This is a genomic window from Rhodoferax sp. GW822-FHT04A08, assembly GCF_058801025.1.
Window position 1 is genome coordinate 42732 of record NZ_JBXAMW010000011.1, and the last position, 17739, is coordinate 60470.

At 61.3% G+C, this 17739-nt stretch carries 19 protein-coding genes; 6 read left to right on the forward strand and 13 right to left on the reverse strand.

Going from position 1 to position 17739, the window contains the following annotated elements:
* Window positions 1-89 precede the first annotated feature (89 nt).
* From AC1RMF_RS19170 to AC1RMF_RS19180, 3 genes are read left to right on the forward strand one after another with little or no spacing between them, the layout of a single operon-like run.
* Window positions 90-281: a hypothetical protein gene (locus AC1RMF_RS19170; protein ID WP_342616642.1), complete on the forward strand. Its 192-nt coding sequence runs from the start codon at window positions 90-92 to the stop codon at window positions 279-281.
* Complete coding sequence (locus tag AC1RMF_RS19175; RefSeq protein WP_342616641.1) at window positions 282-482, forward strand: hypothetical protein; 201 nt, start codon at window positions 282-284, stop codon at window positions 480-482.
* 8 nt (window positions 483-490) lie between these two features.
* Entirely contained in the window at window positions 491-679 is a 189-nt protein-coding gene (locus AC1RMF_RS19180; RefSeq protein WP_342616640.1) for a hypothetical protein, read from the forward strand.
* 13 nt (window positions 680-692) lie between these two features.
* Here the strand turns inward: AC1RMF_RS19180 and ybgC are convergent, their stop codons facing one another.
* Entirely contained in the window at window positions 693-1091 is a 399-nt protein-coding gene (gene ybgC, locus AC1RMF_RS19185) for a tol-pal system-associated acyl-CoA thioesterase (RefSeq protein WP_342616639.1), read from the reverse strand.
* 87 nt (window positions 1092-1178) lie between these two features.
* Here ybgC and AC1RMF_RS19190 point away from each other — a divergent pair, with 87 nt between their 5' ends.
* Window positions 1179-2420 carry an MFS transporter gene (locus AC1RMF_RS19190; protein WP_493143607.1) on the forward strand — a complete coding sequence of 414 codons (1242 nt, stop codon included), beginning with the start codon at window positions 1179-1181 and terminating at the stop codon, window positions 2418-2420.
* A 12-nt stretch (window positions 2421-2432) separates the two neighbouring features.
* On the opposite strand, the gene AC1RMF_RS19195 is transcribed toward AC1RMF_RS19190, so the two are convergent.
* Complete coding sequence (locus AC1RMF_RS19195; protein WP_342616637.1) at window positions 2433-3059, reverse strand: excisionase family DNA-binding protein; 627 nt, start codon at window positions 3057-3059, stop codon at window positions 2433-2435.
* A 121-nt stretch (window positions 3060-3180) separates the two neighbouring features.
* On the opposite strand from AC1RMF_RS19195, the gene AC1RMF_RS19200 reads away from it, so the two are divergent.
* Window positions 3181-3951, forward strand: a complete 771-nt coding sequence (locus tag AC1RMF_RS19200) for a YdcF family protein (protein ID WP_493143608.1) — start codon at window positions 3181-3183, stop codon at window positions 3949-3951.
* Here the strand turns inward: AC1RMF_RS19200 and AC1RMF_RS19205 are convergent.
* Window positions 3948-5261: a hemolysin family protein gene (locus AC1RMF_RS19205; RefSeq protein ID WP_342616635.1), complete on the reverse strand. Its 1314-nt coding sequence runs from the start codon at window positions 5259-5261 to the stop codon at window positions 3948-3950. The two genes, AC1RMF_RS19200 and AC1RMF_RS19205, sit on opposite strands and share 4 nt — an antisense overlap.
* 24 nt (window positions 5262-5285) lie before the next feature.
* Here AC1RMF_RS19205 and AC1RMF_RS19210 point away from each other — a divergent pair, with 24 nt between their 5' ends.
* The gene (locus AC1RMF_RS19210) at window positions 5286-6131 is read left to right on the forward strand and encodes a symmetrical bis(5'-nucleosyl)-tetraphosphatase (RefSeq protein ID WP_493143609.1); all 846 of its coding nucleotides are present in this window, start codon (window positions 5286-5288) and stop codon (window positions 6129-6131) included.
* A 45-nt stretch (window positions 6132-6176) separates the two neighbouring features.
* Here the strand turns inward: AC1RMF_RS19210 and AC1RMF_RS19215 are convergent, their stop codons facing one another.
* The 10 genes from AC1RMF_RS19215 to AC1RMF_RS19260 form a co-directional block, all read right to left on the reverse strand.
* The gene (locus AC1RMF_RS19215) at window positions 6177-7655 is read right to left on the reverse strand and encodes a DEAD/DEAH box helicase (RefSeq protein ID WP_493143611.1); all 1479 of its coding nucleotides are present in this window, start codon (window positions 7653-7655) and stop codon (window positions 6177-6179) included.
* A 238-nt stretch (window positions 7656-7893) separates the two neighbouring features.
* Window positions 7894-8466: a dCTP deaminase gene (gene dcd / locus AC1RMF_RS19220; protein WP_342616632.1), complete on the reverse strand. Its 573-nt coding sequence runs from the start codon at window positions 8464-8466 to the stop codon at window positions 7894-7896.
* Between the two features lie 67 nt (window positions 8467-8533).
* Window positions 8534-9877 carry a guanine deaminase gene (gene guaD, locus AC1RMF_RS19225; protein WP_342616631.1) on the reverse strand — a complete coding sequence of 448 codons (1344 nt, stop codon included), beginning with the start codon at window positions 9875-9877 and terminating at the stop codon, window positions 8534-8536.
* 10 nt (window positions 9878-9887) lie between these two features.
* Window positions 9888-10928 carry an adenosine deaminase gene (locus AC1RMF_RS19230; protein WP_342621113.1) on the reverse strand — a complete coding sequence of 347 codons (1041 nt, stop codon included), beginning with the start codon at window positions 10926-10928 and terminating at the stop codon, window positions 9888-9890.
* A 5-nt stretch (window positions 10929-10933) separates the two neighbouring features.
* Entirely contained in the window at window positions 10934-11917 is a 984-nt protein-coding gene (locus AC1RMF_RS19235; protein ID WP_493143613.1) for an aromatic ring-hydroxylating dioxygenase subunit alpha, read from the reverse strand.
* Between the two features lie 63 nt (window positions 11918-11980).
* Entirely contained in the window at window positions 11981-13138 is a 1158-nt protein-coding gene (locus AC1RMF_RS19240; RefSeq protein ID WP_493143615.1) for a BMP family ABC transporter substrate-binding protein, read from the reverse strand.
* 42 nt (window positions 13139-13180) lie between these two features.
* Window positions 13181-14104 carry an ABC transporter permease gene (locus AC1RMF_RS19245; RefSeq protein ID WP_493143617.1) on the reverse strand — a complete coding sequence of 308 codons (924 nt, stop codon included), beginning with the start codon at window positions 14102-14104 and terminating at the stop codon, window positions 13181-13183.
* Window positions 14104-15174 (reverse strand): ABC transporter permease, encoded by a 1071-nt coding sequence (locus AC1RMF_RS19250; RefSeq protein ID WP_493143619.1) that lies wholly within the window; start codon window positions 15172-15174, stop codon window positions 14104-14106. Before AC1RMF_RS19250 ends, AC1RMF_RS19245 begins: the two co-directional genes overlap by 1 nt.
* Window positions 15167-16777, reverse strand: a complete 1611-nt coding sequence (locus tag AC1RMF_RS19255; protein ID WP_493143621.1) for an ABC transporter ATP-binding protein — start codon at window positions 16775-16777, stop codon at window positions 15167-15169. Before AC1RMF_RS19255 ends, AC1RMF_RS19250 begins: the two co-directional genes overlap by 8 nt.
* Before the next feature lie 17 nt (window positions 16778-16794).
* Window positions 16795-17724 (reverse strand): LysR family transcriptional regulator, encoded by a 930-nt coding sequence (locus tag AC1RMF_RS19260; RefSeq protein ID WP_342616625.1) that lies wholly within the window; start codon window positions 17722-17724, stop codon window positions 16795-16797.
* Window positions 17725-17739 lie beyond the last annotated feature (15 nt).

Sequence of the window (17739 nt, forward strand, 5' to 3'; positions counted from 1 at the left end):
GTATGTAAAAATTGGAAACACGGGAGGTAAAAGTGTGTGAATTACCTATACTCGCGTTGGCAACTGCAATATAAAAATCAGGAGTTGGTATGGACAAGGACTTGAAGACGCTTCTTGAAGAACTGGTCAGAAGCGGTGATGCACCGCCCGTGCAACCTGCACCCGTCTTACCGGTGCCCGAGGCCATTGAGTCTGACTCCGAAGAAGCATGGAACGACTTTCAGGATTCACAAATCGCCTTCAACCGGGATTTTGAAGAGTCGCAAAGAGGTAGCCTGTAAATGCTCAATCCCATCAAGCGGGTCTGGGTTCCCAAGAAGCCCGCGACAGAAACCCCGCCGGTTCCCGTTGAAGCGCAATCTGAACCTGCGGCTGCCGCCAAACAAAACGTGTATTTCGAAGAGGTACCAGAGCCCGAAGTCGTAGAGAAGTTCAGCGATTCGGTATGGGCCGCATTTGAATCCATAAAGCCCTCCCCCTAAGGCACGTCATGAAGGGCATTTTGGGAATCGTTGGCTTGCTGATCGTGCTGGGCATCGTGTCCGTACTGGTCAAGAAGCAATTGACCGGTGGTTCTGCACAGAGTTCGCAACAGCAGTTGCAGCAGGCGCCACAACAGGTCAAGCAACAGGTGGAGGCCATCATGCAACAGCCCCGCCCGGTTCCCGACGACAAGTAAACCGCTGTCCTGATTACAAAAGCTGGCGAATGGTTTCCGGAATACGCCGGGGCCGCAGGTTGGATGCATTCACGCAACCGATTCGGACCGACGCTTCGGCCAGCAGCACTTCGTCTCGCCACGCTTGCTGCTCGAGCAGCATGGATGCCTTGCCACACTCCGCTACCCGCACGGTGACATTCAACAGGTCATCCAACCTAGCCGAAGCCAGGTAACGCAGGTTCACTTCCGCCACGACAAAGATGCAGTCCTGCTCGGCCTGCAACGCGCTTTGCGAGACACCCAGTGCACGCAACCACTCGGTACGCGCACGCTCGAAGAACTTCAGGTAGTTAGCATAGAACACGACACCGCCCGCGTCGGTGTCTTCCCAATAAACCCGCACCTGCAAGGGACTGTTGGCTTGGCTCAAAATCTTCTCTTTCAAAATACCGATTATTCGCTGAACAGCGGCGCGGCCGCGGTGCGATACTTCTGCTTCCTCAAAAAACAATCTGTCTTGAGTTCCGAATCCCCCATCGCCACACCTGTACGTCCGCCCGTTGAACCGGGCGTGCGTGAGTTTGCGCTGATTGCCGGGTTGGAAGCTTTGGTGCGTGGCGCCACGTTGGCGGCCTACCCTTTGCTGATGTACCGCGCGTGGAATGATGCGCAGGTGGTGTCGGAAATCTACTTCGTGGTGGGCGTGCTGTCGCTGCTCACGGCGCTGGGTGTGCCTTTGCTGACGCAACATATGCAACGCCGCTGGGTCTACACCCTGGGTGTGAGCCTGTATGTGGTGTCGGCTGGCTTTGGCATGTTGGGCGGCAAATGGGTCACGGCAGCGCTGATGTGCAACACCCTGGCAGCGGCCACTTCCTTTGTCTGTTTCAACGCCTATGTGCTGGACCATGTGTCCAAGACGGACTTTGCACGGCTGGAATCCCTGCGCATGTTTTACGGTGCACCAGGCTGGGTGCTGGGCCCGGCGCTGGGGGTGCAGCTGCTGCCGGTCTGGCACGGCACGCCATTCCTGCTGGCTGGGTTGGGCGCTGCGGCCATTCTGGGTTTCATCTGGTACCTGCGGCTGGGCAATGGGCGCGCCATGTCCCGACAGCGCTCCGGAGCTTCCAATCCACTGGTGTATTTGCAGCGCTTCTTTGTGCAGCCGCGCCTGATCGGTGGCTGGCTGTTTGCCGTCATACGCTCGTGCGGCTGGTGGTTCTACTTTGTGTATCTGGGCATCTTCGCAGTGCAAAACGGCCTGGGCGATGAGGTGGGTGGTGTGGCTACGTCACTTGCCAACATGGGCCTGATTGCTGCGCCGCTGATGTACCGCTGGGTTCAAAGCACTTCGGTACGCCGCGCCATGCGTACGGCGTTTTTGTGCAGCGCAACCTGCTTTGTGCTGGCTACCCTGGTGTCGCCCTTGCCCTGGGCCACCATCGCCATACTGGTTCTGGGGTCCTACTGCCTGGTGCTGCTGGATGTGTGCGCCGGTCTACCCTTCCTGATGTCGGTTAAACCTTCGGAACGCACGGAAATGTCGGCGGTGTACTCGAGCTTTCGCGATGTGTCGGGGATTCTGTCGCCGGCGCTGGCCTGGGCAGTGCTGCAATTCACCACAGTGTCGGGCGTGTTTGCCGCGGGAGGATGTGCACTGCTGCTGGGTTGGGCGATTGCTGGCCAGTTGCATCCGCAGCTCGGGGTGCCTGGCGCGCTGCGGGTACGCAACACCTCTCAGCCCGACAGCCCCCGATAAGGCTTCGGTGGCTCAGTTCAGCGCAACGCGTTGCAGCTTATCGGTGAAGTGCTTGTGCACCAGGGTTTCCAGCTTGGCGTAGTTCACAGGCTTCTGAAAACAGATAACGCCTTCGGGCAATCCACCGCGCTCATTGATCTCGTCCGTGCTCAATGCCGAAATCACCAGCAACTTGAGCCCGGCGAAAGCCGAGTCGGGCTTGGTCAGGGCGCGCAACATCTCGAATCCATCCATGCCGGGCATGACCAAGTCTGAAACCACGATGTCCGGACGCTTCTCGCCAATGCGCACCAGCCCGTCAAAGCCGTTGGTTGCAGTCGTCAGCTCCACCGGGAACGGCCAACCGGATACTACGCCGCTGAACAAGCGCAGCAGGTGCGGGTCGTCTTCCACAAGCAGCAACTTGAGTGCCGTGGGAACCGCTGCTGCGGTGCCGTTGACGGGACTCAGGTCGTGCTGACGCTCGGCCATGAGTTTTTCGACAGCGCTTCGGGCAATCCGCCGGTGTCCACCCGCAGTACGCCAAGCTGGCAAAACTCCCGCTTCCACCCACAGCTGCACGGTGCGAACGGCCACGCCCAGGGTTTCCCCGGCTTCGCGGGTGGTCATGACATCTTCATTGGCGGAAATTTTGCGCATGGAACGATTCTGATTGTTCGTAGAGATTTTATCGGCAGAGGCACGGATATGGCATCCAGAAGGCGACACGGACCGCTTTATCGGCCTTTCTTGCTGCTAGCATCCGGCTACAGCTTATCCCATGTTGTTCTTTTCCAAGCTCCTCAATCTTCTTGCACAGCCTTTGAACGGGGTATTGCTGCTATTGGCACTGGCCTGCTACCTCGGCAAAAACAAACCCCGTGCTGCCCGCAGACTGCTGGCCTGTGGCACGGTTCTGCTGGCGCTAAGTGGCATAACCACGTTGCCGGACGCGTTGCTCAGCCAACTGGAAGACCAGTACCCGGAGCTGGGGGCCCAAGCCGACCTGAGTGGCTATGCGGGCGTCATCGTGTTGGGCGGTGCGCTGGAGTCAGGCCGGGTCAGTGCGCACCATGCGCTGCCTCAGCTCAACTCCAGTGCGGAACGCATGACAGCCGCTTTTGCGCTCTGGCGCCGCAATCCTGCCTTGCGGGTGGTGTTCACCGGCGGTGAAGGTGAACTGTTTGGCACCGGTCCCAGCGAAGCCGAGCGGGCCCGCAATTTCTTCACCAGCATGGGACTGCCTACAGAGGCCCTTGCGCTGGAAGACCGATCCCGCACCACCTATGAAAACGCCCTCTTTACCAAGGAGCTACCCGGCGTGGATACCAGCAAGCGCTGGTTGCTCGTGACCTCCGCCTGGCACATGCCGCGCTCGCTGCGCACCTTTGAGAAGGCTGGCTGGAAGGTAACGCCCTATCCGGTAGACTTTCGCACGGGCGGCCTGACGCCGCTGACAAGCTATTCCCTGCGTAGCGGCGCGGAGCAGTGGGAGCTGCTGCTGCACGAATGCATTGGTATTGCCGCCTACCGCCTGGCGGGTCGCCTCTAGGGCTTGACAGGCCCCTGGGGCAGATGCCAGGCCAGCGCTTTGTCGATGCGCCGACCATCAAGTTCCTTGACCTCAAAGCGCCACTGGGCGCAGACAATTTTTTCGCCCACTGAAGGCATGTGGCCGGAAACCGTCATCAGCAACCCGGCCAGCGTGTTGTAGCGGCCGCGGTCTTCATGGGGCAGTTCCTGCTCGATATCCAGACGCGACTTGAGTTCCGCCACCGGCATCAGGCCGTCCAGCAGCCAGGAGCCGTCGGGCTGCTGGGTGGCCCACGCTTCTTCCTGCACCTCTGGCTTGAGCTCTCCGGTAATGGCCTCCAGCACATCGTGAGGCGTGATCAGGCCCTGCACCACGCCGTATTCGTCCACCACAAACACCATGCGGGCGGCCTTGGTGCGGAACTGCTCGATCAGTTCCATGCCAGTCAACGTCTCGGGCACATACACCGCCGGCTCCACCAGTGCACCGATGCCGTAGGGGTAGCGCACACCCCGCTCCAGCATGCGCGCCACACTGACCACCCCCACCACGTCGTCCAGCGAACCGCGGCACACCGGGTACCAGGAGTGCGGGTTCTTCTCCGCTGCGCCACTGGCCTGTTGCAGCGCTTCGGCCACGGTACTGCTGGCGTCCAGCCACTCGATGTCGGAGCGCGGCAGCATCATGGAGGTGAGCGTGCGGTCATCGAGGTGGAACACGTTGCGCACCATCTGATGCTCATGTTCTTCGATGATGCCGGCGTCCACGCCTTCTTCCAGGCTGGCGGAAATCTCGGCCTCGGTCACGGCGCGGTTGTCACTGGTGTCGATCTGCAGCAAGCGCAGCATGCCATGGGTACACAGCGACAGCAGGCGCACAAAGGGCTTGGCCGCAATCGCAATCCAGAGCATGGGGCGCGACACCACACGGGCCACCGGCTCCGGGTAGAGTTGCCCGATGCGCTTGGGTACCAGTTCACCAAACAGAATGGTGATGAAGGTGATGGCCGTGACCACCAGCACCGTGGAGGTCACGCCGGATGCTTTGTGCGACAAGGCGAAGGTACGTTCCAGTACGTCTGCCAAACCGTCACCAAAGGCGGCCTCGCCCACCACGGCGTTCAACATGCCGATGCCGGTGATACCCACCTGCACGACAGAGAGAAATTGCGTCGGGTTGTCCAGCAGCTCCAGCGCCGCTTTGGCCCCTGCGTCGCCTTCGTCGGCCATGGTCTGCAAGCGTACTTTCCTGCTGGCGGTGAGCGCCAGCTCCGACATGGCGAACGCGCCGTTGAGCAACGTGAGCACCAGAATGACTAAAAAGTCCATGCAGCCTTCAGCGAAAATGTAGACATGGCACTTTACATGATCGGTGACCTGCAAGGCTGCGATGCCGCATTGCAGCGTCTTCTGGAAAAAATATCCTTCTCGCCCAGCCGCGACACGCTCTACCTTCTTGGAGATCTCGTCAACCGCGGCCCGGCGTCGGACGCGGTACTGCGCCGCCTGATGGGTTATGGCGCTTCGGCCCGCTGCCTGCTGGGCAACCATGATCTGCACCTGCTGGCCGTTTCCTACGGCGCACGCAAGCCCGGGCGCAAGGACACACTGCAGTGCATTCTGCAAGCCCCCGACCGCCACGCCATGCTGGAGTGGCTGCGCCACCAGAACATGGCTCTGCTGGAGCAATGGGGCGGACGCGAGATGCTGATGGTGCACGCCGGCGTGCTGCCGCAATGGGGCGCGGCACAAACCCTGGAGCTGGCACGCGAGGTGGAAGCTGCGCTGCGCTCCAATACGGTGGCGGACTTCTTTGCCACCATGTATGGCAATGCACCTGCGTCCTGGGATGAAGCGCTGCAGGGAGCCGAGCGGCTGCGCGTGGTGGTCAATGCCCTCACCCGCATGCGTTTCTGCACGCCGCAGGGCACGATGGAATTCGGAGAAAGCGGCACGACCGCCCCGCCAGGCTATATGCCGTGGTTTGATGTGCCCGGACGCCACACGGCGCAGAGTACGGTCGCGTTCGGCCATTGGTCCACCTTGGGCCATCTCGACCGTGGGGATGTGCTGTCCATGGATACCGGCTGTGTGTGGGGTGGTTGCCTGAGCGCCATGCGCGTCACGCCCCTGCAACAGGGGTGGGATGCGGAACTAATCCAGGTGCAGTGCGAGCAGGCGCAAAAGCCGGGCGAATAAGCCCGCAATGGCCGCACAGCAAAACGGGCCCCAAGGGCCCGTTTGTCACTCCGACTTGAACAGTGCTGCCACCTTGCGCTTGGGCTTGATGTTGGCCGATATGCTGCGGGTCGCTGGCTTGGCTGCAGCCTCCCAGGAAGGTGCGGCGTCTGCTGCCGGTGCTTCATAGGGTTTGTCGAAGAACGGATCACGCGGAGCCGGCGCCGGACGGGAATACTCGCGTCGGCCTTCGCTGCGGCCACCACGGCTCTCGCTGCGCGCATCGCCACGTCCTTCTGGGCGGGCGTCACGGCGCGGTTCGCTTCGGCCATTGTCGCCACCGTCTTCGTGGTACATGCGGCGACCATCGTTGATGCGGCCTTGCTTGCGGATGTCGGGTAGGTCTTCGTCGAACTCCAGCGCCTCGATTTCGATCTTGCTCTTGATGAGCTTTTCGATATCCGCCACCAGGCGCGCATCGTTGTTGCCACCGACAAAGCTCACGGCCAGACCGGAGGCACCGGCACGACCGGTACGGCCGATGCGGTGCACATAGTCTTCGGCGTTAAAGGGGATGTCGAAGTTGAACACCGCAGGCACGTCCTTGATGTCCAGGCCGCGCGCTGCCACGTCGGTACACACCAACAAATCCACTTCGCCCTTCTTGAAGGCCTCGAGTGCCTTGAGGCGCTCGTCCTGGCTCTTGTCGCCATGCAGGGCTGCAGTCTTGAGTCCTTCGCGCTCCAGCGAACGGGCCAGTCGGGCACAGCCCAGCTTGCTGTTCACAAACACAAAGGCCTGCTTCATGCCGCGGCTCTGCAGGATCTGGTGCAGGGCGTGGCGCTTGCTGTCTTCGTTGACGCTGTAGAAGTGCTGCTCCACGGTGGACGCGGTGGCATTGGAACGCGCCACTTCAATGGAGGTCGGGTTTTGCAGGTAGCTATTGGCCAGGCGCTTGATTTCGGGTGAGAACGTCGCCGAGAACAGCAACGTAGTGCGCTGCTTGGGCAGGTACGACAGGATGCGCTGCAGGTCGGGCAGGAAGCCGATGTCCAGCATGCGGTCGGCCTCGTCCAGAACCACGTATTCCACTTGGTTAAGCACGGCGGTCTTGGCTTCAATGTGGTCCAGCAGACGGCCTGGGGTGGCCACCAGCACTTCCACGCCGGCCTTGAGCTCCAGCGTCTGCGGCTTCATGTCCATGCCGCCAAACACCACGGCGCTGCGCAGGTTGGTGTACTTGGCGTACAGCTTGACCTGCTGGGCCACCTGGTCGGCCAGCTCACGCGTGGGCAGCAACACCAGGGCGCGCACCGGATGACGCGCGGGGGATGTGGAAGCGTTTTCGTGCTTCATCATGCGCTGCAACAGCGGCAGGGCAAACGCGGCGGTCTTGCCGGTTCCAGTCTGGGCCGCGCCCATGACGTCGCGCCCGGCGAGCACCACGGGAATGGCTTGTGCCTGGATCGGCGTCATGGACTCATAGCCCATCTCGGCCACCGCACGTGCAATAGGGGCAGCCAACTGCAGCTGGGCAAAAGCCATCACGGGGGTGTCCTGGGTCAGGACGTTGGAATGGACGGTGCTCTCAGGGGCAGCGTTGGCTGCGGGGGAGACGGTCTCAGAGGGGGAATTCAGTTCAGTATTCAAACGGTTAAGGCATAGCCAAAATGTGAGCTATCCATCCGATAGCAGGGCGCCCCCAAGGCTAGGGGCAAACCCGCATTATCCTCCAATGCCCGGTTTTCGGCCAGCGACTGGTCGAAACGGTATTGGCAGCAGATCAGGCCTTGGGCAGCGTGACGCCCACCTGCCCCTGGTATTTGCCGCCGCGGTCCTTGTAGGAAATCTCGCAGACGTCGTCCTTGTCGCTCTCAAAAAACAACACTTGGGCGCAGCCCTCACCGGCATAGATCTTGGCGGGCAGCGGTGTGGTGTTGGAAAACTCCAAGGTCACATAGCCTTCCCATTCAGGTTCGAACGGGGTGACGTTGACGATGATGCCGCAGCGGGCGTAGGTGCTTTTGCCCAGACAAACGGTAAGGACATTGCGTGGAATACGGAAGTATTCGAGGGTACGGGCCAGGGCAAAGCTGTTGGGCGGGATGATGCAGACATCGTCGTGGAAGTCGACGAAGCTTTTTTCGTCGAAGTTCTTGGGGTCGACCACGGTGCTGTGGATGTTGGTGAAGACCTTGAATTCGGGTGCGCAGCGGATGTCGTAGCCGTAGCTGCTGGTGCCGTAGGAGATGATTTTCTGGCCGTCGCGCTGGCGGATTTGACCCGGCTCAAACGGTTCAATCATTCCGGTGGTTTCGGCCATATGGCGTATCCACTTGTCGCTCTTGATGCTCATGGGGCTCAACTCCTGTAGGGGGCTTGATTGTACGCAGTGGCAATAGCCAAGAGGGTTGTTCGTCTGATTACGCCGAAGGCCCTTGCGAAATCACCGTGCGCTCAACTAACCGGTCATCCCCCAACACAATCATGGAGAACAGCAACTCATCCAGATTGGAGGCCAGCGCCGTCTTGCGCGCCAGCAACGGCGTGGCCTTGGGATTGAGCACCACAAAGTCCGCCTCGCAGCCTGGTAGCAGATTGCCAACAATCGACTGCCCGGCTTCGTTCTTGACGCCCAGGACCTGCCCTGCTCCCGCCGTGTGCTGCCACCACAGGTGCTGCGGTGATAAGGACAACCCTGGCTTGGTCTGGCCTTCGCGGCCCACGTAGTAGGCCGCCAGCATGGTGTGGAACGGGCTGAAGCTGGTGCCGCCGCCTACGTCACTGGCCAGGCCGTAGCCAAAGCCGACGCGGTCGGCGCCTTCGTAATCGAAGAAGCCACTGCCTAGGAACAGGTTGCTGGTTGGGCTGATGGCGGCACTGGAGCCGGTATCGCGCATCAGGGCGCGGTCATCGTCGTCGAAGTGGATGCAGTGCGCATACACCGCGCGCTCGCGCATCAGGCCGAAGTCGGCATAGGTGGCCAGGTAGCTGCGGGACTGGGGAAACAGTTCGCGTGCCCAGGCGATCTCGTCCTTGTTCTCAGCCACGTGGGACTGGATCCAGACGTCGCTGTAGCGTGCGGCCAGCTCCCCTGCCCCGCGCAATTGCGCGTCGGTGCTGGTAGGAGCGAAGCGTGGCGTGATGGCGTAGCCCAGGCGGTCCTTGCCGTGCCAGTGGTGGATCAGCGCCTCGCTGTCCATCAGGCTTTGCAGAGTGGCGTCCACATGGCCGCCAGCGGACTGCTGGTTCAGCAGGTCGGCCGGTGCATGGCGGTCCATCAGGCACAGGCCGGTGATCATGCGCATGCTCCGCGCCTGCGCTTCGGCAAACAGCGCGTTGACCGAGGCCGTGTGCGAGGTTGCAAAAGCCAGCGCCGTGGTGACACCGTTGCGCAGCAGCTCGTCCACAAAGAACTGCGCGCCCTCGGCGCCGTGCTCGATGGAGGCAAAGCGCTTTTCCTCGGGGAAGGTGTAGTTCTCCAACCAGGGCAACAAGCCGCTGGCGGGCGAGCCGATCACATTGGTTTGCGGGAAGTGCACATGCAGGTCCACAAAGCCCGGGGCAATGATGCGCCCGCGCAGGTCTTCGACCGGCACATGTGCGTAGCGGCCCGACACCTCGCGCCAGGGACCGATGGCCTGCACGACCTGCAGACCCTTGGCATCCGGCCCCACCACCAGCATGCCGTCTTCTTCGTACAGGGCCTGCACCGGGCCCTCGCTGTGGGGAGCGAACCAGAGCAGGGAGGCGCGATAGGCTTTCATGGCTGCCAATTTACTGGAAGGAGTCAAACACTGCATTCAGCTTGTCGATATGCCGCGCGCGCTCACTGGGCTCGATGAAGCTAGCGTCGAAGCTGTTGAGCGCGAGCTGGTAGGCCTGTTGCGCGCCCAACTGCAATGCTGAAAAGGTCTGGGTGAAGTTCTCGTTGATGTAGCCGCCGAAATAGGCCGGGTCGTCGGAATTGATGGTGGCCACCATGCCGGCTTCCAGCATGCGGCCAATGGCATGCTGCGTCAGCGATGGATACACGCAGAGCTTGAGGTTGGACAGCGGGCACACGGTGAGCGGAATGCGGTCCTGGGCCAGGCGCTGCATCAGGGCCTTGTCCTGCATGGACTGCACGCCATGGTCGATGCGCTCCACCTTGAGCACATCCAGCGCGCTCCAGATATAGGCCGGCGGGCCCTCTTCACCCGCATGGGCGACCAGGCGGTAGCCCAACTGGCGTGCACGCGCAAACACCTTGGCGAACTTCTCCGGTGGATGGCCGACTTCGCTGCTGGCCAGGCCAATGCCCACTATCTTGTCGCGCAGCGGTTGCACCTGCTCCAGGCACTCGAAAGCCTCTTCTTCGCTCAAGTGGCGCAAGAAGCACAGGATGAGAGACGCCGTCATGCCGAACTTGGCAGGCGCGTCCATGCAGGCGCGATGCAGTCCGTTGACCACGATCTCGGCACTCAGGCCGTGGCCAGTATGGGTCTGTGTGTCGAAAAACAGCTCTGTGTGGGTGACGTTGTCGGCCTGCGCGCGCTGCAGGTAGGCGCAAGCCATGTCGTAGAAGTCCTGCTCGGTCTTGAGCACCAGCGTGCCCGCGTGGTAGATGTCCAGAAAGCTCTGCAGATTGTCGAACACGTAGGCCTCGCGCACCGCCTGTGCACTGGGAAATTTCAGCGCCACGCCATTGCGCTGGGCAAAGGCAAACATCTGCTCGGGCTCCAGCGAGCCCTCGATATGCATATGCAGTTCGGCCTTGGGCATGGCACGCAGAAGCGCGGGCATGCGATCAGCAGCCACCGGTTTGACTGTGCGCACAGGGTTCATGGGATAACTCCAAAGGAAACGTTTTGCTGCTTCAAGAAGCGGCGATAGGCGGAAGATGCCTTGTCCACCGCAGTATGTACTTCTGCACGCAAATCCAGCGGCAGGCGCTTCGGGCTCTGCGACTCCAGCACCGGCTGGTCCTGCGTGAAGATGGTGTGCTGGAAATCGCGCAGCACCTGGTCGGGGGAGGTGAAATCGGCCACGGCCAGCCGGAACCAGACCCGGCTTTGCTCGGGAGTCACTGGGCAGATGAACAGACCGATCGACTCGCGGTAACCCTGCAATGCCACGCTGGCCGCGTCGGGCACCTTGGTGAGCTGCGCCGTGTAGGGTGCAGTCACCTCGTAGGTATAGGCCACTTCCGCAGCCGTCGTGGAGTGCAGGTTGCTCTGCGGCTGCACGGCCTTGCAGCCGGTAGCGCGCAAGCCAGTGGGCGTTGCCTCAACGGCGTATTCGGCAATTTGCGCAACGTCGCGGCTGCCCAGCCAGCCCTCGTGGACAAAGCCAAAGTGCGCCATGTCCAGAAAGTTCTCGATGATGCGCGGCGCACTGGCGGCCACGTCATACGGGCCGCAGTTGACCTTGCGCAACTGCGCGTCGTCTTCTGCTGCGAATGCGGGCAAGGCTGCGTCCCCCGATCCGGCCAGACGCACCCAGACCAAGCCATTGCGCTCGGTACAGGCAAAGGTTTTGACAGCATGCGTAGCGGGTGGAACAAACTGCGGCAGCGCGGGCACGTGCACACACTGGCCTACGGCATCGAACTGCCAGCCATGGTAGGGACACTCCAGCCGGCCTTCGCAGACCCGCCCCAGCGACAGGCGGGCGCCGCGGTGCGGGCATTGGTCAGCCCAGGCCTGCACCCTGCCCTGTCCATCGCGCCAGAGCACCAGCGGCTGCGCCAGCAGAACGCCAGCCAGGGGCGCGCCGGTGACCGACTCGCGAAGCGCCACCGGATGCCACAGTTCTTTTTCCATCATGTTGTCTGTCTGCCCAATCAAAAAGGGCCGCTCGAAGGCGGCCCTTGTCAGCGACCCAATGGATTACTTGCCGCCGGGGATCTTGCCTTCCACGCCCTTGACGTAGAAATTCAGACCACCCAGGAACTTGTCATCAGCCACTTCGTCTTTCTTCAGCTGCACCTTGCCGGTGTTGTCGGTGATGGGGCCCTTCCAGATGGCGAAGGAGCCGTCGGTCAGGCCCTTCTTGACTTCGTCGATCTTGGCCTTGGTTTCGGCAGGCACGTCTTCAGCGATAGAGACGATGTCGATCGCGCCTTCCTTCACACCCCACCAGCTTTGGCCGGTCGTCCAGGTACCTTCCAGCACATCCTTGGTGGCCTTGATGTAGTAGGGAGTCCAGTTAATGACGCTGGAAGCCAGGTGAGCCTTGGGACCATAGGCAGTCATGTCAGAGTCCCAGCCGAATGCGCGCTTGCCCTTGTCCTGTGCAGTCTTGAGAACCGCGGGAGAGTCGGTGTTCTGGAACAGGATGTCCGCACCGCCATTGATCAGCGAGGTAGCGGCTTCGGTTTCCTTGGGCGGATTGAACCATTCGTTCACCCACACCACCTTGGTCTTGATCTTGGGATTGGAGCTTTGCGCGCCCAAGGTGAAGCTGTTGATGTTGCGGATCACTTCAGGAATTGGCACGGAAGCCACGACGCCCAGCACGTTGCTCTTGGTCATCTTGCCGGCGATCACACCAGCCATGTAGGCACCTTCATAGGTGCGGCTGTCGTAGGTGCGCAGGTTGTCAGCGGTCTTGTAGCCGGTGGCGTGCTCGAACTTCACGTCCTTGAAGTCAGGAGCGACCTTGAGCATGGTTTCCATGTAGCCAAAGGTGGTGCCGAAGATCAGCTTGTTACCTTGGGTCGCCATGTCGCGGATGACACGTTCAGCATCGGCAGACTCGGGCACGTTTTCCACGAAGGAGGTGACGATCTTGTCGCCAAATTCCTTTTCGAGTGCCTTGCGGGCGGAGTCATGTGCGAAGGTCCAGCCACCGTCGCCCACAGGGCCGACGTAGGCGAAGGCGATCTTCAGTGGCTCGGGCTTGGGAGCAGGAGCAGAAGCGGCCGGAGCGGGGGCTGGTGCCGGCGCAGGCGCTTCTTCCTTTTTGCCACAGCCAACCAGCACGGCGCTAGCTACAGCGCCCAGCGCCGCTATTTTCAGCAACGAACGTTTCTGCAAATCTGTCATGTCTATTCCTTCTTTAAAAAACGGAGTCTTACGGTTGGGAAATCAGGAGCCCGGGTAGAACGGCTTGCCAATGGCAGCTGGCATGTTAATACGAATCCAGCGTGGGTTACGCGAAATCAGTGCCAGCACCACGATGGTGGACAGGTACGGCAACATGCTCAGGAACTGGCTTGGAATATCCACCCCAATGCCCTGCAAATGGAACTGCAACATGGTCACGCCTCCAAACAGATAGGCACCCAGCAAAACCCGTGCCGGACGCCAGGTGGCGAAGGTGGTGAGCGCCAGCGCAATCCAGCCCTTGCCGGCCACCATGCCCTCCACCCACAGGGGCGTATAGATGATGGAGATATAGGCACCCGCCAGGCCACACAGGGCGCCGCCGGCCATCACTGCGCCCAGGCGTATCAGCCGTACCGGATAGCCCAGTGCATGGGCCGATTCGGGACTCTCACCCACGCTGCGCAGGATCAACCCCGCACGGGTGCGGTAGAGGAACCAGATCAGCACACCGGCAAACACCACGGTGAGGTACACCAGCGGATGCTGCCTGAACAGCGCGGGGCCCGCAAAGGGAATGTCCGACAGGAAGGGAATTTCAAACTGGGGCCGCTCGGGGATTTTTTCCTGCACGTAGCGAATGCCCGCAAACGCAGAGAAACCGGAGCCAAACAGGCTCAGGGCCAGTCCGGTGGCGTATTGGTTGGTGTTGAGCCAGATCACCAGTGCCCCGAAGACACCCGCCATCAGGGCGCCCACGGCAATGCCAGCCAGAAAACCCATCAGGTCACTGCCCGTGGCCACCACCGTGGCGAACCCGGCAATCGCCGCGCAAAGCATGACGCCTTCGGCACCCAGGTTCACGATACCGGCCTTTTCATTGATCAAGAGACCCAGCGAGGCAATCGCCAGCACGGTGCCCGCATTCAGCGTGGCCGCAATCAGCAGTGCGTAGGAAGAATCCATTATTTGGCTCCAACGGTGCGCTTCCACACCAGACGGTAATTCACCAGCGTGTCGCACCCCAGCAGGGTAAACAACAGCAAGCCCTGGAACACACCGGTCAAGGACTTGGGCAGGCCCAGTCGCGATTGCGCCAGTTCACCGCCGATATAGAACATGCTCATCAGAATGGCCGAGAACATCATGCCTACCGGGTGCAAGCGCCCCACATAGGCCACGATGATGGCGGCAAACCCGTAGCCTGCCGGCACATAGGGTGTGAGCTGGCCGATCGGGCCTGCAACTTCCAGCGCACCGGCCAGCCCGGCCATACCGCCGGAGATGAGAAACGCAGTCCACAAGGCGCCACGTGAAGAGAAGCCTGCGTAGCGCGATGCCGCCGGTGCCAGTCCACCCACCTGCTGCGCAAAACCTGCCCGCGTGCGAAACAGGAACACCCACATGCCCGCCACGCCCACCAGTGCAAACAGCACACCTATCGTCATGCGCGAGCCGTTGAACAGCCGCGGAATGTGGGTTGCCAGCTCAAAGTTCTTGGTCTGTGGGAAGTTGTAGCCATTGGGGTCCTTCCAGGGACCGTAAACGAGGTAGCCCAGCACCTGGATGGCCACATACACCAGCATCAGGCTGACCAGGATTTCATTGGTATTGAAACGGTCCTTGAGCAGCGCCGCGATTCCGGCCCACAGCATGCCACCCAGCACGCCCGCCAACAAGATGGGAATGACGATCAACGTGCTGCTAGTCTTGTCGGCCAGCAGCGCCACGCCGCTGGCAGCCACCGCGCCAATCAGGTACTGGCCTTCGGCACCGATGTTCCAGACATTGGAGCGAAAGCAGACTGCCAGCCCCAATGCGATCAGGAGCAGCGGTGTCGCCTTGACCACCAATTCGCCCAGCGCGTAGCCGGACTTGAGCGGATCCCAGAAGAATATCTGCAGACCGCGCACCGGGTCCTTGCCCAGCAGCACGAACAGGATCACACCGATCACCACGGTGCACAACAGGGCCAGCAAGGGCGAGCCATAACTCCAGAAACTGGACGGCTGGGGACGGGCTTCCAGCTTAAGCATGATGATGTTGCCCCCCACGCTCCGCCGCTGCGCGGGTCGCAGCCCCCCCGAGGGGGGCTGCCCCGCCTTGGGGCGGCCCGGCGTCGGGGCCCTCCTCTGTTGACCACAAACCACTCATCCATTCGCCAATCTTTTCCACGGTCGCCTCTGCAATCGGTATCGAAGGCGACAGCTTGCCACGCGCTATCACGTGCATGCGGTCGCTCACCTCGAACAGTTCTTCCAGCTCTTCACTCACCACGAGCACCGCACATCCGGCATCGCGCATGGCCAGGATTTCACCGCGAATTTGTGCCGCCGCACCCACGTCTACACCCCAGGTGGGCTGCGACACAATGAACAGCGTGGGCTTGGCATCGATTTCGCGGCCCACAATGAATTTCTGCAGGTTGCCGCCCGACAGCGAGCGCGCCACCGCGGTGGGCCCGTTGGCCTTCACATTGAAAGACTTGATGATGCTGGCCGCGTGCTCTTCGAGCTTCTTCACCTGAATCCAGCCACCGGCAAAGCCGGGGTATTTGATGGAACCCGTGCGCGTGAGCAGCAGGTTGTGGGCCAGACTCAGCGTAGGCACTGCGCCACGCCCCAGGCGCTCCTCCGGCACAAAGTGCAGGCCCAGCTTGCGCCGCCCGCCCGGATGTACGGACGACACATCCTTGTCGCCCATCCGAATGCTGCCCGCGGGAGAGCGGCAATCTTCTCCGGAGAGCACATACAGCAATTCCTTCTGGCCGTTGCCCGAAACGCCAGCAATGCCCACTACCTCACCGGCACGCACTTCCAGGTTGATACCTTCCAGATCCACGCCGAACTGATCTTCACGCGGCAAACTCAGGTTGCGTACCGTCAAGCGGGCCTCACCCGTAGGCTGGGCAACGTGCTGCAGTTGCGGCGGCTCCGCTCCAATCATCAGGCGCGACAGCGAGGCATTGCTTTCCTCCTGCGGATTGCACACACCGGTGACCTTGCCGCCGCGCAACACGGTGCAGGCCGTGCAGAGCTCGCGGATCTCGTGCAGCTTATGCGAGATGTAAAGGATGCTGCAGCCCTCCGACGACAACTGCTTGAGCACCACGAAGAGTTTTTCCACGGCCTGCGGCGTCAGCACCGATGTAGGTTCATCCAGAATCAGCAGCTCCGGGCGCGTCAACAGAGCGCGAATGATTTCGACCCGCTGCATTTCACCCACGCTCAGGGTATGGACCGGGCGCGCCGGGTCAATATCCAGCCCGTATTCCTCGGCCTTGGCCACGATGGCCGCGGTCACCTGCTCCAGCGAAGTGCGGGTGAGGCCCAGCCAGACGTTCTCTGCCACCGTCATGGTGTCGAACAGGTTGAAGTGCTGGAACACCATGCTGATGCCATTGGCCCGCGCTTCCTTGGGATTGCGGATGTGGATCGGTTGGCCGTTCAGGCGGATCTCTCCGGCGTCGGGTTTGACTGAACCGTAGATGATCTTCATCAGGGTGGATTTGCCGGCACCGTTTTCACCCAGCACCGCATGGGTTTCGCCGGGCATAACGGTGAGGGAGACGTCGCTGTTGGCCACCACGCCCGGATAGGCCTTGGTGATGCCAAAGAGCTGCAATCGGGGATGCGTCATCGTGTGCTATTTCCTTCTTATTTTCGAAGCTTCGCTGCGGCAGACTTGACTCTTTCCCGCAACCAGCGTCCAGACTCGGAAGCGTGGGTGCGTTCATGCCAAAGCTGGTAGTACATCATGGTCGGAAACACAATCGGGCAGGGCAATATCCGGACCGGCAGCGTGTTCACAAAGCGTTCGCAATACTGCCGTCCGGTGGTCAGCACCAGCAAGGTTGATGCCACCATACCAGGGATCAATCCGAAGTAAGGGCATCGCGCGACGATGTGCCGCTGCAGGCCCAGCGAGGCCAGATGCCCATCGACAAATCCTTTGGCGCCCGGATGGGTGGCACCCGGTGCGATGTGCTCCACGTTCAGCCAGGATTCCTGGTCCCAGCCCCGCCGTACTGCCGGATGCTTGTCCGACACCAGACACACCACCTCATCGCTGAACAGGCGGCCCAGGTGCAAGTCCTGCGGCGGAGACAGCCAGTTTCCAATGACTACATCCACCTCCCCCTGCGCCAACTGGGTCCGGTAGTCGGCGGCGGGTGAGAGCGGATGGATTTCAATTTCGCAGGAAGGTGCCTGGCCTTTGATCTCTGCCACGAGTTGCGGCAGGAACAGCGGGTCCAGGTAATCCGAAGCCGCTACGCGAAAGGTATCCTGGGCCCGGGCCGCCTCAAAGCCCCGCGCTTCCGAGAACAGCATCTGGGCGGCACGCAAAATGCTGGCTGCTGGTTCCAGCATGCGCTGACCCGCAACGGTAGGCACCATTCCGGAACCGGAACGCACCAAAAGTGGGTCGCCCGCAAAATCCCGCAGTCGTTTGAGCGCGCTGCTGACCGCCGGCTGGTGCATGCCCAGGCGGACGGCGGCTCGTGAAACACTGCGCTCTGTCAACACGGTATGGAGGATCCTTATCAGATGAAGGTCTATCTTGTCGAAAAGGTTTTGGTCTCTCATACGTGCGTGCTGATG